The sequence below is a fragment of the Novosphingobium resinovorum genome (genome assembly GCF_001742225.1).
Taxonomy (GTDB): domain Bacteria; phylum Pseudomonadota; class Alphaproteobacteria; order Sphingomonadales; family Sphingomonadaceae; genus Novosphingobium; species Novosphingobium resinovorum_A.
Map to the genome: position 1 here is coordinate 1,941,162 of NZ_CP017075.1, position 21,616 is coordinate 1,962,777.

A 21,616-nucleotide genomic window follows, 5' to 3' on the forward strand; every position below is an offset into this window, starting at 1 on the left:
CGGGGCATCCGGGCGACAAGCCGGAAACCCTGCCCTTTCGCGCACGTTTCTTCCGACTAACCGAAGCCGCTTCCATGGCGGCTTGCCAGATCAGGAGAAAGCCATGCGCCATATCCCGAAACTTGCCGCTGCGGCGGTGATCGCCTTTGCCGTGCCGCACTTCGCTTCCGCGCAGGACACGACTGAGCGGCCCGCTGCCAGCGCACCCGAAGCGGGCGATCCGGAAGCAAAGCGCCGGATGCTCAATGCCGAGCAGGCCGCCGCTGCACAGGAACAGCTTGCGCGCAACGAAGCCAGCCGCTCCCAACATGACGCCGCCGTCGCCCTCAACGACATGAAGACCGCCCGCGATGCCGCCGCCTACGACGCCACGCTCGATCGCCACGATGCCGCCGAGCAGGACTATCGCACCGACCGCAAGCAGTGGGAGGTCAGGAACCCGGCTTGCTGGAACGGCAATGCCGTGAAATGCCCCGCCGACCCGCAGGCGCCCGGCTCCGGCGGCAGCTGAGCGCCCTCGCCACGCGACGAACCGCTTGTCGCAAGTCCTTTGCAAGCCCCCAAGCCTGCTGGCAGATAGCGCCCATCGGGTGCGCCGATCAGGCTCAGGGGAATTGAATAATGGGGGCTGCAAAGCTGTTCGGGCGCGTGGTGGCGCTGTCGCTGGTTGTGGGCATGGCTGCGCCGGTGCTTGCCGACGATCCGCGCGATCCGACCATGACACCAGAAGCGATCGCCCGTGATGCCGCGACGATCCGCCGCATGAACCGCGATCAGCTGGACTATGTGCGCCAGCGCGATGCCGGGTATGCGCAAGGCTGGCGCGATTACGATTCGGCGCGCGGGCGGCGGGATGTCGAGGACGAAGGCTACGCCGCCGATCGTCGCGACTACGATGACGCCCGCGCAGATTACGCCGAGGAGCGTCGCCGCTACGAGCGGGACATGCGCGAATGGCGTCAGGACGTCGCGGCCTGCCGGGCGGGGTATTACGACCATTGCACAAGGTAGGACCGGTGCCGGTCTCGCTTGTGGATAGCCGCATCGCCCGCATTGGAGCACGGACGCTCGGGGGCTAGTCTGCCCGCCATGCCCGGCCTCATCCGCAGCGCCCCCTTACGGAACATTGCCGTTCTGTCCCTCGTCGCCATGCTCGCGGCATGCGGCGGCGGGGTGAAGTACCGCCCCGTCAGCGACGTGCCCGTCCGCATCGGCCCTCCCTACAAGGTGCGCGGCGTAACCTATACTCCCGCCGCGCAGCCCGGCTACGACATGCTCGGCTATGCGACGTGGTATGGTTCGGAAAGCGGCAACCAGGTGGCCAACGGAGAACGCTTCCGCCCCGGCTGGATCACCGCCGCGCACAAGACGCTGCCCCTGCCCGCTTATGTGGAAGTCACCTCGCTCGACACCGGCAGGCGCATCATCGTGCGTATCAACGACCGCGGCCCGTATGGCGAGAGCGCGCGCATCATCGACCTTTCGCGCGGCGCAGCGGAGGAGCTGGGCATCCGCACGCAGGGCAAGGCGGCGGTGCGGGTCCGCGCCATCGAGCCCGACGAGAAGGACCGCGCCGCGCTGCGCAAGGGCAAGACCGCCAGGTCGCTCGCCCCGGTCCCGGCCCGCACGCTGTCCAATCTGCAGGAACAGTTCGCGCGCGGCGTCGGCACGCGCTGAGGGAACCGGACGCAAGCGCTGCGCGTTATCTCTCCAAAGGAGAGAGATGATGACTTCAGGCGCCGAAATTCCGTTCCGTCGCAGCCGTTTCGCCCGTGGCACGGGATCGCTGCTGTTCGACCGCCAGCGCGAGATGCACCAGCGCGAGGCGGAAAAGCGCGAAGAGCCCATGCGCATCTGGTCGAAGGGCCACTTCGTCGAAAGCTGACGCTCACCCCAGCGAAAGCGCACGCGCTCCCGGTTCGCCCAACCAGCGGGCCGGACAGCCCCAAACGTTCCGGATGACGTCTTCGGACAAGGCGTGGCCGGGCTCTCCGTCAGCAGCGATCCTTCCCTCGTGCAGCACCATGACGCGATCGGCGTAGTTCATCGCGGTTGCCAGGTCGTGCAGGACCAGCACCACGCCGCGGCCCTGGCGGCCTTGCTCGCGCAGGCGCCCCATCAATGCGAGCGCATGGCCGAGATCGAGATTGGCCAGCGGCTCGTCCGCCAGCAGCCAGGCCGGGCCAGTCGCCAGCACCCGCGCCATCAGCGCCCTCGCCCGCTCACCTCCCGACAACTGCGAGACGGGCCGTTTTCGGAATGCCTCGAGGTCCATCGTCGCGATCGCGGCATCGATCGCGGTCCGCCCACCGCCCGTACCTGTATCCTGCCAGGGCAGGCGGCCGAGCCCGACCAGCACTTCGACCGTGACGTCCCACGCCACTTCGGGGCTTTGCGGAAGATAGCCGATGCACTGCGCGCGTTCCCGCGGCGGCACCGCATGCATCACTCGCCCGCCCAGCGCGGCAACGCCGGTATCGGGCTCCACCAGTCCCGCCAGGCAGGACAGCAGCGTCGACTTGCCCGCGCCGTTCGGTCCGCAGATCGCAGTGACTTCCCCCGCATGGATGGTCATCGTCAGGTCGCGCAGCCGTCCCGCGATGCCGAGCCCCACCGTGTTCAGCGTCCCGGTCATGCCAGCCCCCGCCGCATGCGCAGCAGCAGCGCAAGGAAGAACGGCGCTCCGATCAGAGCCAGCGCAATCCCCAGCCGCAACTCTCCGCCCGCAAGCGGGAGGACGCGGCAGCCGGCATCGGCAACGAGCAGCAGGAGTGCCCCCGCCAGCGCGCTCGGCACCAGCAGCGAGGACGGCCGCCGGTCGGTCAGCGGCCGGACGAGATGCGGCACCATCAGTCCGACGAAGCCGATCACACCCGCCACCGCAACCGCCGCGCCCACCGTCAGGCCCACGCCCGCGATCATCAGCGCCTGTTGCCGCCTCGGCTCGAAGCCCAGCGAACGGGCCGCCGCCTCGCCCAGTGTGAGCGCGTCGAGCCCCCGCCCGGCCGCCAGCAGTACGCCGAGTCCCAGCAGCGTCAACGGCCCGGCAATGACGACCTCGCGCCACGAACGGTCGGCCAGCGCGCCCATCAGCCAGGTCACGATCTCGCTCATCGCGAACGGCGTGGGCGAAAGGCTGATCGCAAGGCTCGTCAGCGCCCCCGCCAGGCTGGAGATCATCAGCCCCGCCATCGTGAACAGTGCGACGCCCGCCTCACGCCCCGCGATCAACGCCAGCAGCGCCATCGCCCCGCCCGCGCCGACGAGAGCGAAGACCGGCAGCAGCCAGACCGACGCGGCATAGCCGGTCCAGAAGCTCAGCACTGCACCCAGCGCCGCGCCCGGCGCGATGCCGAACAGGCCCGGATCGGCGAGCGGATTGCGCAAGTAGCCCTGCATCGCCGCCCCCGCCCCGCCAAGTCCGGCGCCGACGATCAGCGCCAGCAACGCGCGCGGCAGGCGCAAGTACAGCAGGATAACCGAGGCATTGTGCGTGTCGGACGCAAAGGGATCGATCCACACTCGCCCCGCCAGCAGCGACAGCGGCACGGCGAGCGCGAGCAGGACGACGAGGATCGGAATCAGGCGGCAGTTCATGGATGAAGGTCTGCCGTTGTGCCGGGTGCTTCGACAAGCTCAGCATGAGCGGAGCTTGTGCGATTCCCCTCATCCCCGCTCACCCTGAGCTTGTCGAAGGGCCCGAGATGACCTCGGGACCTGGGGTTATCGAGAGATCGCCGCACTTGCGCGAACCGCGCCAGTGCCTTGGGCACGGTCGGCCCGCCGCACCAGATCAACGAACGGTCGAGCGGCGCGCGGATCATGCCCCGGACTTTGGCGAGAGCGGGATGACGCAGCATCCGGTCCTCCTCGCCGGCGGGCGAACCCACGGTGAAGACCACGCGCGGCGGATCGGCCACCACGCGTTCCAGCGGCAGGTAATCGGCCTGGGCAAGCCCGCGCGCGGCAGCGGCGTTGGCGAAGCCGGCGCGGCGCATGAGATCGGCGATCAGCGTGTGGTCGCCTGCGACGATGCCCCCGGATTCCCACAGCAGCGCCTGCACCGGCCGCACGCCGGTCGGCGGCTTGGCACGGGCGACGGCAGCCTCCATCCGCCCGGCCAGTTCCTCCCCTTCCGAACGATTGCCCGCCAGCTTCGCCAGCCGCCGCACTTGCGCGAGCGCTTCGGGAAGGTCGGCGGGAAGCGGCTCGAGCACGACCTCCAGCCCCATGTCGCGCAGGGCCTGCGCGGTGGCCGGCGGCGTGTAGCTGCTCGCCACCACGACATCGGGTTCCAGCGCGACGACATCCTCCACCGCATCCGACACTTCGGCGAACTGCGCGGCGCGGGCGAGATCCATCGAACTGGCCGAGGGATCGTGGCTGTAGTGGGAGATCGCCAGCAGTTGCCCCGGCGACGTCACCTCCGCCAGCACCGCATCGGTGCAGGGGTTGAGCGAAACGATGCGCGGCCGCACCGATCCCTCGACCGGCGGGTCCGACCAGGGTTGGCAGGCGGCGAGCGTCAGGAGCAGCGGGGTAACGGCAAGCCACCCGAAGCCCGCTTGCGCTCCCCCTCCCTCGTCATTGCGAGCGCAGCGAAGCAATCCAGCGCGGTTTACGCGCCCCTGGATTGCTTCGCTGCGCTCGCAATGACGAGGGGTCAGGGAAATATCGCGAGGAGGGCGGTCCACGGCCAGCGGTCCCGGAACAAGTCCGGGACGACGCCTGCCGGGAACCGCCCTTTCGCTCACATCTTCACGCGGATGCCGGCATAGGCCGAGCGCCCCGGCGTGCCGTACGTGCGCACCACTTCGTAATGCTCGTCGAACAGGTTCTCGACGCGGCCATAGACCTCGACATTGTGCGTCACCGCGAAGGCGCCGCGCAGGCCCACGACTACGTTGCCGCCGACGTACTGCGCGTTCGCGGTATCGTCGTAGCGCCCGCCGCCGACGCGCAGGTCCGCGCCCAGCTTCAGGCCGACCGCCCACGCCTTGTCGATGCTGGCGTAGAGGTTGCTCTTCGGACGACGCGCGAGCTGCGCGCCGGTGTCCTCGTTGACGGCGTCGAGGTAGGTATAGGCGAGGTTCACGTCGAAGCCCTGCCAGTCGGTCACCTGCATCCCCAGTTCCACACCCTGCGCCCGCGACCGGCCGACATTGTAGTAATTGAAGTTCGCAAGGTCGTAGTCGATCAGGTTCTTCGTCTTGCGATCGAAGTAGGTCACCGTGAAGCGGCCGGTCCCTTCGGCGAAAGGCTGCTCCAGCCCCACATCCCAGCTCTTCGACGTTTCGGGATCGAGCGCGCGGAAGCCCGCGTTGGTGTAGAGCTGGTAGAGCGACGGCGCCTTGAAGCCCTCGCCGTAGCTGGCCCGCAGGACCGGGGCGCTGTCACCGCCGCCGATCACCCAGGCGCCGTTGGCGGCGAAGGTCGTGCGGTCGCCGAAGTCCGAGTTGTCGTCGTAGCGCAGGCCGCCGTTCAGCGTCAGGCCGGCGAACGGACGCAGCGTCAGGTTGCCGAACAAGCTGTCGATGGTGGTCGAATCCTTCGAGCCGTAATTGTCGTCGAACTTCTGCTTCTCGGTCTCGCCGCCGACCAGCACGCTGGCCTCCTCTATGGGTGCGAAGCTGACCTGGCCCTCGAAGCGCTCGGTGCGGCCGTTGGTGGTGTAGGGGCCGAACACCGCGTCATCGGAGATGCGGCGCGTGTCGTTGATGCCATAGCCGACGCGCGCGTTCAGCCTTCCGTCGAGGCCCGCATAGCGCAGGTTCGCATAGCCCAGCGTATCGCGCTTCATCCCGACGTTGAGGGCATCGGCACCGGTGTTGTCGTAGTCGTAGTTCGCCTTGGTGTAGAACCCGCCCGCATCGGCCGAGAGGCCCGGCGCGAACTCGATCGAGGCGCGGGCATTGGCGCTCTTGCTCTCGAAGCCGTCCTTCTCGGTGGCGCCGCGGCGCTCGTTGAAGGCCGAGAAGCCGTCGCCCTTGAGCCAGTTGCCGCCCAGCGTCAGCCCGACCGGGCCGACGAGACCCGCCGCCGAGACACTCGCCTGCTTGCGGTCGCGCCAGCCATACTCGGCTTGGCCGCGCGCGGTCCACTGCTCGGTCGGGCGGGCGGTGATGAAGTTGATGACGCCGCCCACCGCGCGGCTGCCCCACAGCACGCCCGAGGAACCGCGCACGACCTCGACACGGTCGAACTGGCCGATCGGCAGCGCGCCGAAGTCGAAGCCGCCGCCGACGTCGCCGGGATCGTTGATGCGCACACCGTCGATCAGCACCAGCGACTGCGCGTTCTCGGCGCCGCGCACGAAGACGCTCGCGGGCTGGCCGAAACCGCCCGACTGCACGGTCGAGATGCCGGGGATGCGGGCAAGCACGTCAGTGGCGGTGGTCGCTTGCGTGCGCTCGATCTGGTCGCGGGTGACGACGCTGACGGACTGGCCGACCTGGGTGATCGGCGTCGGCTCACGGGTCGCGGTGACGGTGATGTCGGTGCGCGCCATCGCACGGTCGCCCGCCGCCATTTGCTCGCCGATCGCAACCGCGTCCTGCGCCATCGCGGGGGTGCTCACGGCAAGCGCGGTGCCGAGCAAAAACAGATACTTCATATGTCCTCCGAACCTTTGAACGTGCTTGTGCCGTTCACGGCGGAGGCATGCGCGCCTTCCTCATGGCGCGTCACACTCGCTGCACCCGGAAGAACCCCGTCCGGCTGCGGAACGACCGTCTCGGGCAGGTCTCCTGGCTCCCGGATCGTCAGTCGCGCCATCCGCCTTCCCGGCCCTCATACGGGCCAGTGGCATGGTGGAGGCGGCCTCCCCGGTCACAGTTGCGGGGGCAGCGCCGGTATTCGCACCCGGCTTCCCTCTTAGGCCCTTGCGGGCAACCCATGACGTAACCGCGCGGATAGTGCGGCATACAGGGGTTGGCAAGCATTCGTCGTCCCGGACTCGATCCGGGGCCGGTGGCGGTCTTTAGGCGCGAGCCATGGGCAAGGCGCCACGCCGCAAGGGCGGCCGTTCACGGCCAGCGGTCCCGGATCAAGTCCGGGACGACGAGGCGCAGCCAAATCTTAAGCCCTTAAGCGTACAGAGCGTGGCTGTACCGCAACGGGACGGCCCGGAATGCCCGGATGCGCGCGCACCGGGCACAGGCTAGGCCGGTGCTGCCGAATTGCGGCCGAAAGGAACCGAGTGAGCCCTGCCCCTTCCATTCCCGGACCAGACGCCGCCCCGGCGCCGGTGATGGATTCGCAAGGCGCTCCGTTCGAACGCCCGCGCGATTTCGTCGGCCGCTATCCGCGCCGCGCCCGCGGTGTCGGCCACCGCCCGGTCGTCCTGCGCCGCCGCTGGACTTTCGCCGTGACCGCGCTCGCCGCCGTCGCCCTTCCCGCCTTCGCCGCGCCGGAAGGCTGGGACAGCTTCGCCATCGCCGACGCCGCCTCGCAAGGCGCCGAAGCACTGCCCATGCCGTTCGAGCAGGCAGGCGCCAGCTTCCCCGGTTCGGCCTTCTATTACCTCGAAGCCGAGAAGGCCCCGCTTCAGGTCGGCGAAGGCATCCGCTCCGACGCCGACGACAGCGTCTCCGGCCCGCTGGCTACCGCGCGGCCGATCTACATCGACAACTCCGGCGTCGACCGCACCCGCGCGCTGCAGTGCATGACTGCCGCGATCTACTACGAAGCCGCGAGCGAGCCCGATGCGGGCCAGCGCGCGGTGGCGCAGGTCGTGCTCAACCGCATGGCCCACCCGGCTTATCCCAAGACCGTCTGCGGCGTCGTCTACGAGGGGTCGGAACGTTCGACAGGCTGCCAGTTCTCGTTCACCTGCGACGGCTCGCTCGCCCGTCGCCCGCAGCGCATGTTCTGGGACCGCGCCGAAAACGTCGCGCGCCAGGCGCTGGCAGGCTACGTCTACACGCCGATCGGCCTCGCCACGCATTATCATACTGTCCAGGTGCACCCCTACTGGGCGCCGAGCCTGCAGTACCTTTCCACCATCGGCGCGCACCGCTTCTACGCGCTGCGCGGCGCGGCGGGCAGCGCGGCGACGTTCCGCTTCGCCTACCTCGGCGGCGAGCCGATGGCCGCTCCGCATCGCCATGACGACAGCGCCGATGCCGCCGCTGCAGCAGCGGCGCTCGACCCGCTCGCCGTCCAGCGCGCATTCGGCACGGCCCAGCCCGTGAAGGCAGAGCCGGTCGCGCAGGCAACCAGCCCGACCATGCCCATCCAGCCCAGCCCCGCCTATTCCAGCGAAGTGCAGCAGCGCGGCGGGGATTCGCTCTATACCGCCCGGAATCTGCCGGGTTCGCAGGGCATCAAGGCCGAGTACGCAAACTCCGGCCGCTGGATCACCCAGCCCGCAAATTGAAGATAATCGATTGCAACGGAGGCACCCGGGGAATGTCCCTAGGTGGTATCGTCAAGACTTGAGAAACCACGTCCCTGCATGATGGGTTCATCGCTGCCGGGGTAGAGGGTTGATCCGTCGACACCCACCAAGAAGAGAGACTATCCGCCCATGACCATCCGCTTCGCCGCCGCCATGAACGGGACGATGCCGGCCATTGCCGGAGTGCTCTGCACCGGCGCGCCGCTGGGCGCGGTCAACGACAACGGCCCCCTTCTCCCGCGCCCTAGCCTGCGCTCCATCGAGAGCAAGCCTGCCGCCGAGATCGACGCCGGCATTGCCGAAGCCCTCATGCATTTCGCACGCCACGGCCTCTCCGCCGCCGAACAGGCCCGCGTCGAGGCCGAGGCCGCCCATGAACGCGGCGACACCGCCGCACGCGCCCGCTGGCTGAGCATATGCCGCCACCTCGACCGCCGCATGGCCGCCGCTCTGGCCAAGCGCCTCGCGAGTTGAACGCCTAATCCTCCCTGTCGCGAAGCGATGGGGAGGCGGCAGTCGCGAAGCGACTGACGGAGGGGTGGGTTGCAATCCCCCTCCACCACCGACTACGTCGGCGGTCCCCCTCCCCATCGCTTCGCGACAGGGAGGATGAGAGTTTCGACGAGTCGCACCCAAAGCGACTTGCGCTCGCCATATCCCCGTTCGATACCATCCCCAGCGCCGCTAAACCCTTTCGCAACATTGCCGACAGGTGAACAAACAGGCGACTTTCCGCCATTTCACCCCCTTTATTGCAATTGCGAACTATTATCAGATAAAAGCTGATGCAAAGACCCCTTTGCCGGTTGCAATGGTCTTCCAAGGGGCGTAGGGCCGCCCTCGCAAACACCGGCACCTGCCATTTGCGGGATTAGCGCAGGCCGCCTTGAAGTCCGAGAAATCCCGCCCTCGGGAAGGACACGAACGGATCATGGCTCGTAAGAAGATTGCCCTTATCGGCGCCGGCAACATCGGCGGTACGCTGGCGCACCTCGCGGCGCAGAAGGAACTGGGCGACATCGTCCTGTTCGACGTCGCTGAAGGTCTCCCGCAGGGCAAGGCTCTCGATCTCTCGCAGTGTGGTCCGGTCGAAGGCTTCGACGCCAAGATCACCGGCACCAACGACTATGCCGACATTGCCGGCGCCGACGTCATCATCGTCACCGCCGGTGTCGCCCGCAAGCCCGGCATGAGCCGCGACGACCTGCTCGGCATCAACCTCAAGGTGATGAAGTCGGTCGGCGAAGGCATCGCCGCCAACGCACCCGACGCTTTCGTCATCTGCATCACCAACCCGCTCGACGCGATGGTCTGGGCGCTGCGCGAATTCTCGGGTCTGCCGCACAACAAGGTCGTCGGCATGGCCGGCGTTCTGGACTCGGCCCGCTTCTCGACCTTCCTGGCCTGGGAATTCGGCGTCTCGATCCGCGACGTGAACACCTTCGTGCTCGGCGGCCACGGCGACACCATGGTCCCGGTCGTGCAGTACTCGACCGTCAATGGCATCCCGGTTCCGGACCTCATCAAGATGGGCCGCACCACGCAGGAAAAGATCGACGCGATCGTGCAGCGCACCCGTTCGGGCGGCGGCGAGATCGTCGGCCTGCTGAAGACCGGCTCGGCGTTCTACGCACCGGCCGCCTCGGGCATCGCCATGGCCGAAGCCTACCTGGGCGACCAGAAGCGCATCCTGCCCGTCGCGGCCTATGTCGATGGCCAGTACGGCGTTGACGGCCTCTACGTCGGCGTGCCCGCAATCATCGGCGCGAACGGCGTCGAGGAAGTCGTCGAGATCGAACTGGACGAGGAAGCCAAGGGCAACCTCCAGGTCTCGGTCGACGCGGTCAAGGAACTGCTGGTCGCCTGCAAGGGCATCGACGGCACCCTCGCCTGAGTTTTTTGAATACCGCCCCCGCGACTGCCCCTCATTGTTGATACTCTCACAATGATGGGTAGCGCGGGGGCAAAATAGTTTCTTGGAACCTCCCCGGCCCAATCCGGCTGCTTCCACGATCAGGAACAGGAAAACCGATGTCGATCCTCGTTAACAAGAACACCAAGGTCATCACCCAGGGCATGACCGGCGCGACCGGCAGCTTCCACACCCAGGCTGCGCTCGACTACGGCACGCAGATGGTCGCGGGCGTGACCCCCGGCAAGGGCGGCCAGACCCACATCGGTCTGCCCCAGTACAACTCGGTCCACGAAGCCAAGGCTGCCACCGGCGCCAACGCCTCGTGCGTCTACGTGCCGCCGTTCGGCGCCGCCGACGCGATCCTCGAGGCGATCGACGCCGAGATCGAACTGATCATCTGCATCACCGAGGGCATCCCCGTTCTCGACATGGTGCCCGTGAAGCGCGCCCTCACCGGCTCGAAGTCGCGCCTGATCGGCCCGAACTGCCCCGGCGTCCTGACCCCCAACGAGTGCAAGATCGGCATCATGCCCGGCAGCATCTTCTCGCAGGGTTCGGTCGGCGTCGTCTCGCGCTCGGGTACGCTGACCTATGAAGCCGTGTTCCAGACCACTGCGGCAGGCCTCGGCCAGACCACGGCTGTCGGCATTGGCGGCGACCCGGTCAACGGCACCAACTTCATCGACATGCTCGAACTCTTCCTCGCTGACGAAGCCACCAAGTCGATCATCATGATCGGCGAAATCGGCGGCTCGGCCGAAGAAGAAGCCGCGCAGTTCCTCAAGGACGAAGCCAAGCGCGGCCGTCGCAAGCCGATGGCGGGCTTCATCGCCGGTCGTACGGCCCCTCCGGGCCGCCGCATGGGCCACGCCGGTGCGATCGTCTCGGGCGGCCAGGGCGGCGCCGAGGAAAAGATCGCGGCGATGGAAGAAGCCGGCATCAAGGTTTCGGCCAGCCCCTCGCTGCTCGGCGAGACGCTGGTGGAAGCCATCAAGGCTTTCGCCTGACACTATAGGTGCAACGGGGCGGCGTTTTCTTCGGAAACCGCGCCGCCCCGGAGCGCTTACCATGACGCGCAAGGGGCATCCGGTCCCGGCGTGAGTACCTAGCGGACTAGCGGCCCTCCCTCCCCGGAAAAATCCGTCAGCCCGCCAAACTGAAAACGTCGGACAACCCTGTCCGGGCGTGGCGATAGGTGATTCCTATGGGCGACGAGAGTTTCGATTTCACCCCGGACGCGGCACTGGACGAAGTTCAGGCCGGTCCCAGCTGGCAGCGCGGCAACTGGCCCCTCGTCGGCGGCGATGCCGAGGACGACTGGACGCAGGGACTTGATCCCACCGTCCTGAAGGCCGAGATCAAGAAGGCGGCCGCGAAAGGCGGCGCCCCGATCGACCAGTCCCGCATAGACGAAGCGGCGGCCGATGCAATCCGCGCGATGATGCTGATCCGCACCTATCGCGTGCGCGGTCACCTCGCGGCGGACCTCGACCCGCTCGGCCTCAACCAGCGCAAGCTGCCTGCCGACCTGACGCCGGAATACCACGGCTTCGCGGGCGCCGCGCAAGACCGCAAGGTCTACGTCGGCGGCGCGCTCGGCCTCGAGTGGACGACCGTGCGCGAGATCGTGCAGATCCTGCGTGCCAACTACTGCGGCAAGGTCGGCCTCGAATACATGCACATCTCGGACACGGAGGAGCGCCGCTTCCTCCAGGACCGGATGGAAGGCGCGAACAAGGAAATCGAGTTCACGCCGGAAGGCAAGAAGGCGATCCTCGCGGCCGTCGTGCGCGGCGAGCAGTACGAGAAGTTCCTCGGCAAGAAGTACGTCGGCACCAAGCGCTTCGGCCTGGATGGCGGCGAGTCGATGATCCCTGCCCTCGAGGCGGTGATCAAGTACGGCGGCCAGCTCGGCGTGAAGGAAATCGTCTACGGCATGGCCCACCGCGGCCGCCTGAACGTTCTCGCGAACGTGATGGCCAAGCCCTACAAGGTGATCTTCCACGAATTCTCAGGGGGGACCGCGAACCCCGAGGACGTGGGCGGCTCGGGCGACGTGAAGTACCACCTCGGCACTTCGACGGACCGCGAGTTCGACGGCACCAAGGTTCACATGAGCCTGATGCCGAACCCCTCGCACCTCGAAACCGTCGATCCGGTCGTGCTCGGCAAGGTCCGCGCCTACCAGCAGATCGCGGACGACATCGGCGACGACGTCGGCCCGAACGCCAAGCACAAGCAGGTGCTGCCGGTCCTCATCCACGGTGACGCGGCCTTCGCGGGCCAAGGCATCATCTGGGAGTGCTTCGGCCTCTCGGGCGTGAAGGGCTACAACACCGGCGGCTGCGTCCACTTCATCATCAACAACCAGATCGGCTTCACGACGAGCCCGCAGTTCGCGCGCAACTCGCCGTATCCCTCGGACGTCGCCAAGGGCGTCCAGGCGCCGATCCTGCACGTCAACGGCGACGATCCGGCGGCCGTGACGTTCGCCTGCAAGCTGGCGATCGACTACCGCCAGACCTTCGGACGCGACATCGTGATCGACATGTGGTGCTACCGCCGCTTCGGCCACAACGAGGGCGACGAGCCGGGCTTCACCCAGCCGCTGATGTATCAGAAGATCCGCCAGCACCCGCCGGTGTCGAAGATCTATTCCGACAAGCTGAAGTCGGAAGGCGTCATCGACGATGCGTTCCTGACGCAGACCGAGGCCGCGTTCACCGAGCATCTCGAAGAGCAGTTCGAGGCGGCCAAGACCTACAAGGCGAACCAGGCCGACTGGTTCTCCGGTCAGTGGAGCGGCTTCCACAAGCCCGCCGACCCCGAGACCGCGCGCCGCAACGTCGACACCAAGGTCGAGCCCAAGCTGTTCGAAAGCCTGGGCCGTACCCTGACGACCGTTCCTGCGGACCTCACCGTCCACAAGACGCTCGCCCGCGTGCTCGCCGCCAAGGAAGAGATGTTCAAGTCGGGCGAAGGCTTCGACTGGGCAACGGCGGAGGCACTCGCCTTCGGCAGCCTCGTCTCGGAAGGCTACGGCGTTCGCCTGTCGGGCCAGGACTGCGGCCGCGGTACGTTCTCGCAGCGCCACGCGGTGTGGACCGACCAGACCGACGAGCGCAAGTACGTGCCCCTCACCACGCTGCCGCATGGCCGCTTCGAGGTGCTGGATTCGACGCTGTCGGAATACGGCGTGCTCGGCTTCGAGTATGGCTTCGCCAGCGCCGATCCGAAGACGCTGGTGCTGTGGGAAGCGCAGTTCGGTGACTTCGCCAACGGCGCGCAGATCATTATCGACCAGTACGTCGCATCGGCGGAGTCCAAGTGGCTGCGCGCGAACGGCCTGGTGATGCTGCTGCCGCACGGTTACGAAGGCCAGGGACCCGAGCACTCCTCGGCCCGTCTGGAGCGTTACCTGCAGCTCTGCGCGCAGGATAACATCCAGGTCTGCAACATCACCAGCCCGGCGAACTACTTCCACGTTCTTCGCCGCCAGATGCGCCGTCCGTTCCGCAAGCCGCTCGTCATCATGACCCCCAAGTCGCTGCTCCGCCACCCGCTGGCGAAGTCCTCGGCGAAGGAGTTCCTCGAAGGCGACTTCAAGCGCATCCTCTCCGACCCCAAGGGTTCGGCTGACGAGGCGACCAAGAAGGTCGTGCTGTGTTCGGGCAAGGTCTTCTACGACCTGCTCGAAGCGCGCGATGCCGCCGAGATCGACGACACCCAGATCATCCGCATCGAGCAGCTCTACCCCTTCCCGGGCGAACCGCTGGCCAAGCGTCTGTCGAAGATGCCGAACCTCGAAGAGATCGTCTGGTGCCAGGAAGAGCCGAAGAACAACGGCTCCTGGTTCTTCGTCGAGCCGCTGGTCGAAGCCGCCGCCGTCGAGGCGGGCGTCAAGGCTCCGCGTCCGCGCTATGCGGGTCGCTCGGCCTCGGCCTCCCCGGCCACCGGCCTCGCCAAGCGCCACACCGCCGAACAGGCGGCGCTGGTCGCCGACGCGCTGCACCTTTCCGTCCGTTCCGAACTCCGTCGCAAGCAGAAGGCTTGAGATAAATCATGACCACCGAAGTCAAGGTCCCCGTCCTTGGGGAATCCGTCGCCGAAGCCACCATCGGCCAGTGGCTGAAGCAGCCCGGCGAAGCCGTTGCCGCTGACGAGCCCATCGCCAGCCTCGAGACCGACAAGGTCGCGATCGACGTCATGGCGCCCCACGCGGGCACCATGGGCCAGCAGCTCGTGGCCGAAGGCGACACCGTCGTCGTCGGCGCGCTGATCGCCACGATCGAAGAAGGCGCAGGCGCTCCCGCAGCCGCCAAGCCCGCCGCTGCGGCTCCCGCCGCCTCGGCCCCTGCTCCCACCCCGGCTCCCGCAGCCGCTCCTGCGGCTGACGAAGCCTCGGCCGGTGCATCGGTCCTCTCGCCGGCCGTGCGCCGCGCGATCCTGGAGCACGGTATCGACCCCGCGTCGATCAAGGGCACCGGCAAGGACGGCCGCATCACCAAGGACGACGTCCTCGAAGCCGCCAAGAACAAGCCCGCAGCCTCGGCGCCTGCCGCGTCGGTCCCGGCTGCTGCTGCCGCTCCCGCCGCGCGCGGCGAAGAGCGCGTGAAGATGACGCGCCTGCGCCAGACGATCGCCAAGCGCCTCAAGTCCGCGCAGGACAACGCCGCCCTCCTCACCACCTTCAACGACGTCGACATGTCCGCCGTCATCGAGGCGCGTGAGAAGTACAAGGACGTGTTCCAGAAGAAGCACGGCATCAAACTGGGCTTCATGTCGTTCTTCGCCAAGGCTTCGGTCCTGGCGCTGAAGGACATCCCGGCGGTCAACGCGCAGATCGACGGCGACCAGATCGTCTACCACGACTACGTCGACATCTCGATCGCGGTCTCGGCCCCGAACGGCCTCGTCGTCCCGGTCGTCAAGGACTGCGACAAGCTGGGGTTCGCCGGCATCGAGAAGGCCATCGCGAACTTCGGCAAGAAGGCCAAGGAAGGCACGCTGACCATGGCCGACATGGCCGGCGGCACCTTCACCATCTCGAACGGCGGCGTGTTCGGTGGCCTCATGTCCACCCCGATCATCAATCCGCCGCAGTCGGCGGTGCTGGGCCTCCACCGCATCGAGGACCGTGCAGTCGTCCGCAACGGTGAGATCGTGATCCGCCCGATGATGTACATCGCGCTGTCCTACGATCACCGCCTGATCGACGGCCGCGAGGCGGTCACCGCGCTCAAGACCATCAAGGAAGCGATCGAAGACCCCACCCGTCTGCTGATCGACCTCTGAGACTGACAAGCCCCGCCCGCCCCGAACTCTGGTCGGGCGGGGTTTTCACTTGCGCTGAAACGATTATTACCGCTCGTGACTGATTGTGCGAAGCACGAGCGTGAGGAGGCCTACAATGGCTGATTACGACTACGACGTCCTTGTCATCGGTGCCGGCCCCGGCGGTTATGTCGCGGCGATCCGCGCAGCGCAGCTGGGCCTGAAGACCGCCTGCGCCGAAGGGCGCGAGACGCTGGGCGGCACCTGCCTCAACGTCGGCTGCATCCCCTCGAAGGCCCTGCTCCACGCTTCGGAATACTTCGAGGCGGCCAAGGGCGGCGCGATGGCCGCGATGGGCATCAAGGTCACCCCCGAACTCGACCTGCCCACCATGCAGGGCCAGCGCCTCGACGCGATCAAGGGCCTGACCGGCGGCATCGAGTTCCTCTTCAAGAAGAACAAGGTCGACTGGCTGAAGGGCTACGCCCAGTTCAAGGACGCGCACAGCGTCGAGGTCGCGGGCAAGACCGTGACCGCCAAGAACATCGTCATCGCCACCGGCTCGTCGGTCACCCCGCTCCCGGGCGTTGAGATCGACAACGAAGGCGGCGTGGTGGTTGACTCCACCGGCGCGCTGGAACTGGCTTCGGTGCCGAAGAAGATGGTCGTCATCGGCGGCGGCGTGATCGGTCTGGAACTGGGCTCGGTGTGGCGTCGTCTCGGCGCGGAAGTCACCGTGGTCGAATTCCTCGACCAGCTGCTCCCCGGCATGGATGGCGACGTCCGTAAGGAAGCCGCCAAGATCTTCAAGAAGCAGGGCATGGCCCTCAAGCTCGGCACCAAGGTCACCGGCGTGACCGTGGCCGAAGTGAATGGGGGCAAGAGCGCCAAGGTCACCGTCGAGCCCGCCAAGGGTGGTGACGCCGAAGTGATCGAGGCCGACGTCGTCCTCGTCTCGATCGGCCGTCGTCCGAACACCGAGGGCCTCGGCCTCGGCAACATCGGCCTTGAGCTGAACGCCCGCGCGCAGATCGAGACCGACCACGACTTCGCCACCAAGGTGGACGGCGTCTGGGCGATCGGCGACGTGATCCCCGGCCCGATGCTCGCGCACAAGGCCGAGGACGAAGGTATCGCCGTCGCCGAGAACATCGCGGGCCTGACCGGCATCGTGAACCACGACGTCATCCCCGGCGTGGTCTACACCCAGCCCGAGATCGCGGGCGTGGGCCTGACCGAGGAAGCCGCCAAGGAGCGCGGTGCGATCAAGGTCGGCAAGTTCCCGATGCTGGCGAACTCGCGCGCCAAGACCAACCACGAGCCCGACGGCTTCGTGAAGGTCATCGCCGATGCCGAGACCGACCGCGTGCTCGGCGTGTGGTGCATCGCCTCGGTGGCGGGCACGATGATCGCACAAGCCGCGCAGGCCATGGAATTCGGCGCGACCTCGGAAGACATCGCCTACACCTGCCACGCGCACCCGACCCACTCGGAAGCGATCAAGGAAGCGGCGATGGCCGTGACGGGCAAGCCGATCCACATGTGATCGCGCCGTCAGGCTGAGCGAAGGGGCCGGTGCGAAAGCGCCGGCCTTTTTCGTTTGCGCTTGGGCCCCCTCCACCACCCGCTGCGCGGGCGGTCCCCCTCCCCATCCCTGCGGGACAGGGAGGATTAAGGCATTCTAACTTCCTATCCTCCCTGTTGCGAAGCAATGGGGAGGGGGACCGCCGACGCAGTCGGTGGTGGAGGGGGACAGCATGCCGCCAATCCAGACGATCCGTCGCGCGCGCAAACTCCGCCGCACCATGACCCCGCCCGAGGTAATCCTCTGGCAACACTTGCGCCGCTCTCCCATGGGCCTGAAGTTCCGCCGCCAGCATTCGATCGGCCCCTACGTGCTCGACTTCTACTGCCCCTCCGCAAAGACCGGCATCGAAATCGACGGCGCGGTTCACGACATGGGCGAGAACCCCGAGCACGACCTCCATCGCGGCGCCTGGCTGTGCGAACACGGCATCGCCATCATCCGCATCCCCGCCCGCGAGGTGCTGCGCACACCTGAAACCGCCGTCGCCGCACTCGTAAGCACCTGCCAACGATAACCTGAATTGGAACCCGCCAGCCGCTCGCGAATTTCACCGCGACTATGGTTCCACGGGGCGTTCCACGCATGACCTTGCGCATTATCCTGCCGGTTCTGGCGGGCACCCTCGCACTCACCGCCTGCAAGCGCGAACGCTTCCAGCCTCCGCCGCGCGCCCACGACGAAGTCCGGATCGAACCGCAGGCGTCGCTCATCACCGTCCCGGTCACGGCGGACCTCACCGAACTCGCCGCCGCGCTCGACCGGGAGATACCCCGCACCCTCTGGACCATCGACAAGCCCGGCCAGACTTGCGTGAAGTCGAAGCAGGTCGATCTCGGCATCACCACCCTCAAGACCCCGGCGCTCAAGTGCCGGATCGTCGGGGACGTGACCCGCGGCCCGATGACTTTCGCCGGGCGCGGCAAGGAAATCCGCCTGACGATGCCGCTCCACGCCGTCCTGCGCGCCGAGGACATCGGCGGCATGCTCAAGCGCGAGACCGCAACCGCCGACGCCGTGGCGGAAGCCACCGTGCGCATCACCCTCGCCGACGACTGGACGCCGCGCGGGACCGTGGACATCCGCTATGACTGGACCAACTCCCCGCATGCGGAATTTCTCGGCCAGCGCATCGACTTCACCGAAAAGGCCGACCGCAAGCTGGCCCCGGTGATAGCCAAGCTGGAGCGTGAACTGCCCGGCCAGCTCGGCCGCCTGCAACTGCGCCGCCAGGTAGAGCAGGCGTGGAATTCGGCCTTCACCACCCTGTCGCTCAACCGCGAGAACCCGCCGGTGTGGATGCGCGTGAAACCCACCGAACTGCAGTACGGCGGCTACGAACTCGACGGCAAACGTATGCTGCTGCGCCTCGGCGTGAAGGCGGTGACCGAAACCTTCGTCGGTCGGCGTCCCGAAGATCCCGCGCCGACCCCGCTGCCGCCGGTCAAGCCGTTGCAAGCACAGGCCGGACGCCTCGCCTTCTTCATCCCGGTCGTCGCCGATTACCATGAACTCGAACCGGTGCTGATGAAGGCGCTGCGCAAGCGCTCCACACGCCCCTTCACCGTACCCGGCGTCGGTCCGGTGCGTACCGATTTCCGCAAGGCCACGATCTACGGCACCACCGGCGGACGCATCGCCGTCGGCCTCGACTTCACCGCGCGTGACGAGGCGGGCAAGCTCGGTGCAACCAAAGGCACCGTCTGGATGACCGGCGTGCCCGTCAATGCCGAGGATTCGCGCCGGATCGGCTTCGAGGATTTCGAGGTCAGCGGCACCACCGACATGCGCGGCGGCGACCTGATCCTGCGCCTCGCCAACACGCCGGGCATGAGCGCGACGATCGCGGGCGCGCTGGCCCAGAATTTCGAGAAGGATTACGGCAAGCTCCTCGGCAAGATCGGCCGCGCGATCGAGGACAAGCGCGAAGGCGACCTCGTCATCCGTGCCGAGGTAACCCGCACCCGCACTGGCCGCATCCAGGCAGCGGGGCGCGGCCTATACCTGCCGGTCTGGGCGGACGGCACGGCGTCGATCACCGTGACACGCTGAACAGACATCATCACGGTTCGGCAACAAGCCGGCAGCATTTGCCACCTACCTCCATTTGCACAAGGATTGTGCATTATTGCCTAATATTTAGGCACGTCTTGGGAGGAAACATGAGCCTGCTCGCCGCTTTCGGTTTCATTGGCGCTCTCGCCGCCACCGCCGCGCCCGTACACAGCGTCTCCGTCGATCACCGCGGCAGCACTTACAGCGTCGACTACCGCGCCCGCGTCGAGACCAGCATGCGCACCATCGGCATTGCCCCGCCCGCACGCCAGAGCACGCAGCGCTGCGTGATGACCGCAAGCGTCTCGGTCGAACGCGTCATCGCCGACGGCGGACACGCCCTGACCGCAGCGCTGCCCGGCAAGGAGACCTTCACCCGCCAGTTGCCCGGCGACTGCCGTAGCCGCGACGCCCAACTGGCCCGGCTCGTCGATGACAAGACCCCCGCCATCACCGCACACCTAGCCGAAGCGGCGAGCGCCGACCGCGAGCACGCCCTCGCTGCTATCGACGCCGCGCATCACTTCGCCGCGAACTGACGGACACTGCCAGGAAAGATTGCTAGATCAATCGGATGCGATATTTTCTCGGTATGGCCGTCGCGGTATGCGGCGGCCTCGTCTTTGCTGATGCCAACGCGCAATCGGCAGGTTCCACCGTATCCTTCGAGGCCGAAACCGATCACCGCGAACGGGGCCTGAGCGGAAGCGACGGCAAGGCCGCGCTCGGCGTCTCTGCCTCGGTGCCGGTCACCTACGATCTCGGAATAGACCTCGATGCCGTGACCTTGCGCGGCAGCGCACGGCACGGCGGCGCGGATATCGGTCTGACCCTGGCGCCGCGCTACGCTTTGCGCAGCGGGGGGTGGGACCTGTCCGCCGGGGTGCGTGGCAATGTCTTCGTCGGCCGCGCGGGCACCAGCTATGCCGAGCTGACCGGCGAGATCGCGCGCACGCTCGGCCCGGCGCAGCTGGTTCTGAGCGCCGCGTTCGCGCCCTCGCAGGATGCCATCGGCGGCAGCAACCTCACCCTCGACGCGCAGCTTTCGGCCAGCATACCGGGCACGCCGGTGACGCTCTACGGCGGTGTCGGCCACACCAGCGGTTCCTCCAACGGCGATCCGCGCGCGGCCCGCCTGCGACCGGGCGGCGACTACCTCGACCACCATGTCGGCGCCGAGTACACGGACGCCAACTTCGCTGCGGGGCTGCGCTATTCCGGCACTTCGATCGGGAAGGACGAGGTCGATCCGCTCTCGCGCTGGACCGATCGGCATTACGGTTCGCGCGTGATGGCTTACTTGCGCTTCACGCCATGAACCTGCACGCCCTCTCCGATTGACCAGATGCGCGGCAGGGCGCCGGGCTGGCACTAGGCGACGACAAACGCACGGGAGAGCGCGATGAAGGCAGTCTGGTACAACGAGAACGGCGGCCCCGAGGTCATGCACTTCGGGGAGCAGCCGGATCCGGAAGTCGGCCCGCGAACCGTCCTCATCCGGGTCAACGTCATCTCGATCGAGGGCGGCGACCTGCTCAACCGAATCCACACGCCGCCTGCGCACACGCCTTTCGTCCCCGGTTACCAGGCGGCGGGAACGGTGGCGGCGGTGGGCGCGGAAGTGACGCGCTTCGCCGTCGGAGACCGGGTGGTCGGCTTCAACTGGAGCGGCAGCCATGCCGAACTCTTCGCGGTGCCCGAAACTTACGCCTATCCGGTGCCCGAGGGGATGGACCTTGCCCTCGCGGCGGTGGTGCCGATCGCCTTCGGGACAGCCTACGATGCGCTGTTCACCTACGGCGGACTGGTCGCAGGCGAGACGGTGCTGGTCCAGGGCGCGGCGGGCGGAGTGGGCCTCGCCACCGTGCAACTCGCCTCGCAGGCGGGCGCTACGGTGATCGGCACGGCCTCCAGCCCTGAACGCCTTGCCCGGGTGGAACCTTTCGGCCTGACGCACGGCATCGACTATCGGCGGGAGGACATCGCCGCGCGGTGCAAGGAGATCACCGCGCGCAAGGGCATCGACCTTGCGCTGGATCTTGCCGGCGGGGCGGGCAAGGATGCTCTGGTAGAGGCGCTGCGCGGCCACGGCCGCTATGCGGTGGTCGGCGCGGCGGAAGGGACGTTGCCCAGCTTCGGGTTCTTCGAACTGATCCGCAAGGCGATGCAGGTCACCGGCATCTCCTTCGGCCGCGACATGCACACCCCGCGCGTCCACGCCCTGCTGGCGGACCTGTTGGCGAAAGTCCACGCAGGCGAACTGGCGATGCCGATCGAGCGGGAATTCGGCCTCGCCGAAGCCGTGGCGGCGCACCGCTTCGTTGCCGAGGGGCATCCGTTCGGCCGTGTGGTGATGCGGATTTAGCCTATCCTCCCCGAGACAAGCTCG

Annotated in this window: 20 protein-coding genes and 1 riboswitch; of the genes, 16 read left to right on the plus strand and 4 right to left on the minus strand. The window is 67.4% G+C overall.

The window, feature by feature from the left end; translation table 11 throughout:
* Positions 1 to 103 precede the first annotated feature (103 nt).
* From BES08_RS09005 to BES08_RS33600, 4 genes are all read left to right on the plus strand, one after another.
* Positions 104 to 511: a hypothetical protein gene (locus BES08_RS09005; RefSeq protein WP_069708150.1), complete on the plus strand. Its 408-nt coding sequence runs from the start codon at positions 104 to 106 to the stop codon at positions 509 to 511.
* Between the two features lie 110 nt (positions 512 to 621).
* Positions 622 to 1,011, plus strand: coding sequence for a hypothetical protein (locus tag BES08_RS09010; protein WP_069708151.1), 390 nt, complete (start codon positions 622 to 624; stop codon positions 1,009 to 1,011).
* Between the two features lie 78 nt (positions 1,012 to 1,089).
* On the plus strand, positions 1,090 to 1,677 hold the full coding sequence (locus BES08_RS09015; protein ID WP_069708152.1) for a septal ring lytic transglycosylase RlpA family protein: 588 nt from the start codon (positions 1,090 to 1,092) through the stop codon (positions 1,675 to 1,677).
* Between the two features lie 49 nt (positions 1,678 to 1,726).
* On the plus strand, positions 1,727 to 1,885 hold the full coding sequence (locus BES08_RS33600; RefSeq protein WP_172705215.1) for a hypothetical protein: 159 nt from the start codon (positions 1,727 to 1,729) through the stop codon (positions 1,883 to 1,885).
* Between the two features lie 3 nt (positions 1,886 to 1,888).
* On the opposite strand, the gene BES08_RS09020 is transcribed toward BES08_RS33600, so the two are convergent.
* The 4 genes from BES08_RS09020 to BES08_RS09035 form a co-directional block, all read right to left on the minus strand.
* On the minus strand, positions 1,889 to 2,635 hold the full coding sequence (locus tag BES08_RS09020; protein WP_008833418.1) for an ABC transporter ATP-binding protein: 747 nt from the start codon (positions 2,633 to 2,635) through the stop codon (positions 1,889 to 1,891).
* A complete protein-coding gene (locus tag BES08_RS09025; protein WP_069708153.1) occupies positions 2,632 to 3,597 on the minus strand; it encodes a FecCD family ABC transporter permease in 966 nt (321 codons plus the stop codon). The genes BES08_RS09020 and BES08_RS09025 overlap by 4 nt, the downstream gene beginning before the upstream one ends.
* Positions 3,594 to 4,607, minus strand: a complete 1,014-nt coding sequence (locus BES08_RS09030) for an ABC transporter substrate-binding protein (protein ID WP_069708154.1) — start codon at positions 4,605 to 4,607, stop codon at positions 3,594 to 3,596. The genes BES08_RS09025 and BES08_RS09030 overlap by 4 nt, the downstream gene beginning before the upstream one ends.
* 143 nt (positions 4,608 to 4,750) lie before the next feature.
* The gene (locus tag BES08_RS09035) at positions 4,751 to 6,613 is read right to left on the minus strand and encodes a TonB-dependent receptor plug domain-containing protein (protein ID WP_069708155.1); all 1,863 of its coding nucleotides are present in this window, start codon (positions 6,611 to 6,613) and stop codon (positions 4,751 to 4,753) included.
* A gap of 106 nt (positions 6,614 to 6,719) precedes the next feature.
* Positions 6,720 to 6,911: riboswitch (cobalamin riboswitch) on the minus strand.
* A 287-nt stretch (positions 6,912 to 7,198) separates the two neighbouring features.
* On the opposite strand from BES08_RS09035, the gene BES08_RS09040 reads away from it, so the two are divergent.
* From BES08_RS09040 to BES08_RS09095, 12 genes are all read left to right on the plus strand, one after another.
* Positions 7,199 to 8,377 carry a cell wall hydrolase gene (locus BES08_RS09040; protein ID WP_309141569.1) on the plus strand — a complete coding sequence of 393 codons (1,179 nt, stop codon included), beginning with the start codon at positions 7,199 to 7,201 and terminating at the stop codon, positions 8,375 to 8,377.
* Positions 8,378 to 8,527: 150 nt separating this feature from the next.
* Positions 8,528 to 8,872, plus strand: a complete 345-nt coding sequence (locus BES08_RS09045; RefSeq protein WP_008832361.1) for a hypothetical protein — start codon at positions 8,528 to 8,530, stop codon at positions 8,870 to 8,872.
* A 457-nt stretch (positions 8,873 to 9,329) separates the two neighbouring features.
* Positions 9,330 to 10,292, plus strand: coding sequence for a malate dehydrogenase (gene mdh / locus BES08_RS09050; RefSeq protein ID WP_036527266.1), 963 nt, complete (start codon positions 9,330 to 9,332; stop codon positions 10,290 to 10,292).
* A gap of 137 nt (positions 10,293 to 10,429) precedes the next feature.
* Positions 10,430 to 11,320: a succinate--CoA ligase subunit alpha gene (gene sucD / locus BES08_RS09055; RefSeq protein ID WP_008832364.1), complete on the plus strand. Its 891-nt coding sequence runs from the start codon at positions 10,430 to 10,432 to the stop codon at positions 11,318 to 11,320.
* 197 nt (positions 11,321 to 11,517) lie between these two features.
* Positions 11,518 to 14,367: a 2-oxoglutarate dehydrogenase E1 component gene (locus BES08_RS09060; protein ID WP_008832365.1), complete on the plus strand. Its 2,850-nt coding sequence runs from the start codon at positions 11,518 to 11,520 to the stop codon at positions 14,365 to 14,367.
* 8 nt (positions 14,368 to 14,375) lie between these two features.
* A complete protein-coding gene (gene odhB / locus BES08_RS09065; RefSeq protein WP_069708157.1) occupies positions 14,376 to 15,608 on the plus strand; it encodes a 2-oxoglutarate dehydrogenase complex dihydrolipoyllysine-residue succinyltransferase in 1,233 nt (410 codons plus the stop codon).
* A 115-nt stretch (positions 15,609 to 15,723) separates the two neighbouring features.
* Complete coding sequence (lpdA, locus tag BES08_RS09070) at positions 15,724 to 17,133, plus strand: dihydrolipoyl dehydrogenase (protein WP_036527261.1); 1,410 nt, start codon at positions 15,724 to 15,726, stop codon at positions 17,131 to 17,133.
* A gap of 211 nt (positions 17,134 to 17,344) precedes the next feature.
* Positions 17,345 to 17,689: an endonuclease domain-containing protein gene (locus tag BES08_RS09075; RefSeq protein ID WP_069709206.1), complete on the plus strand. Its 345-nt coding sequence runs from the start codon at positions 17,345 to 17,347 to the stop codon at positions 17,687 to 17,689.
* 68 nt (positions 17,690 to 17,757) lie between these two features.
* The gene (locus BES08_RS09080) at positions 17,758 to 19,224 is read left to right on the plus strand and encodes a DUF4403 family protein (protein WP_069708158.1); all 1,467 of its coding nucleotides are present in this window, start codon (positions 17,758 to 17,760) and stop codon (positions 19,222 to 19,224) included.
* A gap of 110 nt (positions 19,225 to 19,334) precedes the next feature.
* Complete coding sequence (locus BES08_RS09085) at positions 19,335 to 19,766, plus strand: hypothetical protein (RefSeq protein ID WP_069708159.1); 432 nt, start codon at positions 19,335 to 19,337, stop codon at positions 19,764 to 19,766.
* 35 nt (positions 19,767 to 19,801) lie between these two features.
* Positions 19,802 to 20,545: a TorF family putative porin gene (locus BES08_RS09090; RefSeq protein ID WP_083274642.1), complete on the plus strand. Its 744-nt coding sequence runs from the start codon at positions 19,802 to 19,804 to the stop codon at positions 20,543 to 20,545.
* An 84-nt stretch (positions 20,546 to 20,629) separates the two neighbouring features.
* Positions 20,630 to 21,592, plus strand: coding sequence for a quinone oxidoreductase family protein (locus tag BES08_RS09095; RefSeq protein ID WP_069708161.1), 963 nt, complete (start codon positions 20,630 to 20,632; stop codon positions 21,590 to 21,592).
* The last annotated feature ends 24 nt before the right edge of the window (positions 21,593 to 21,616 follow it).

Excerpts from the sequence above, each read along its gene's own strand:
- lpdA (WP_036527261.1), top strand. The coding sequence starts at position 15,724 with ATGGCTGATTACGACTACGACGTCCTTGTCATCGGTGCCGGCCCCGGC.
- BES08_RS09010 (WP_069708151.1), top strand. The coding sequence starts at position 622 with ATGGGGGCTGCAAAGCTGTTCGGGCGCGTGGTGGCGCTGTCGCTGGTT.
- BES08_RS09015 (WP_069708152.1), top strand. The coding sequence starts at position 1,090 with ATGCCCGGCCTCATCCGCAGCGCCCCCTTACGGAACATTGCCGTTCTG.
- BES08_RS09020 (WP_008833418.1), bottom strand. The coding sequence starts at position 2,635 with ATGACCGGGACGCTGAACACGGTGGGGCTCGGCATCGCGGGACGGCTG.
- BES08_RS09005 (WP_069708150.1), top strand. The coding sequence starts at position 104 with ATGCGCCATATCCCGAAACTTGCCGCTGCGGCGGTGATCGCCTTTGCC.
- mdh (WP_036527266.1), top strand. The coding sequence starts at position 9,330 with ATGGCTCGTAAGAAGATTGCCCTTATCGGCGCCGGCAACATCGGCGGT.
- BES08_RS09075 (WP_069709206.1), top strand. The coding sequence starts at position 17,345 with ATGCCGCCAATCCAGACGATCCGTCGCGCGCGCAAACTCCGCCGCACC.
- BES08_RS33600 (WP_172705215.1), top strand. The coding sequence starts at position 1,727 with ATGACTTCAGGCGCCGAAATTCCGTTCCGTCGCAGCCGTTTCGCCCGT.
- sucD (WP_008832364.1), top strand. The coding sequence starts at position 10,430 with ATGTCGATCCTCGTTAACAAGAACACCAAGGTCATCACCCAGGGCATG.
- BES08_RS09025 (WP_069708153.1), bottom strand. The coding sequence starts at position 3,597 with ATGAACTGCCGCCTGATTCCGATCCTCGTCGTCCTGCTCGCGCTCGCC.
- BES08_RS09095 (WP_069708161.1), top strand. The coding sequence starts at position 20,630 with ATGAAGGCAGTCTGGTACAACGAGAACGGCGGCCCCGAGGTCATGCAC.
- BES08_RS09035 (WP_069708155.1), bottom strand. The coding sequence starts at position 6,613 with ATGAAGTATCTGTTTTTGCTCGGCACCGCGCTTGCCGTGAGCACCCCC.
- BES08_RS09090 (WP_083274642.1), top strand. The coding sequence starts at position 19,802 with ATGCGATATTTTCTCGGTATGGCCGTCGCGGTATGCGGCGGCCTCGTC.
- BES08_RS09085 (WP_069708159.1), top strand. The coding sequence starts at position 19,335 with ATGAGCCTGCTCGCCGCTTTCGGTTTCATTGGCGCTCTCGCCGCCACC.
- BES08_RS09080 (WP_069708158.1), top strand. The coding sequence starts at position 17,758 with ATGACCTTGCGCATTATCCTGCCGGTTCTGGCGGGCACCCTCGCACTC.
- odhB (WP_069708157.1), top strand. The coding sequence starts at position 14,376 with ATGACCACCGAAGTCAAGGTCCCCGTCCTTGGGGAATCCGTCGCCGAA.
- BES08_RS09060 (WP_008832365.1), top strand. The coding sequence starts at position 11,518 with ATGGGCGACGAGAGTTTCGATTTCACCCCGGACGCGGCACTGGACGAA.
- BES08_RS09045 (WP_008832361.1), top strand. The coding sequence starts at position 8,528 with ATGACCATCCGCTTCGCCGCCGCCATGAACGGGACGATGCCGGCCATT.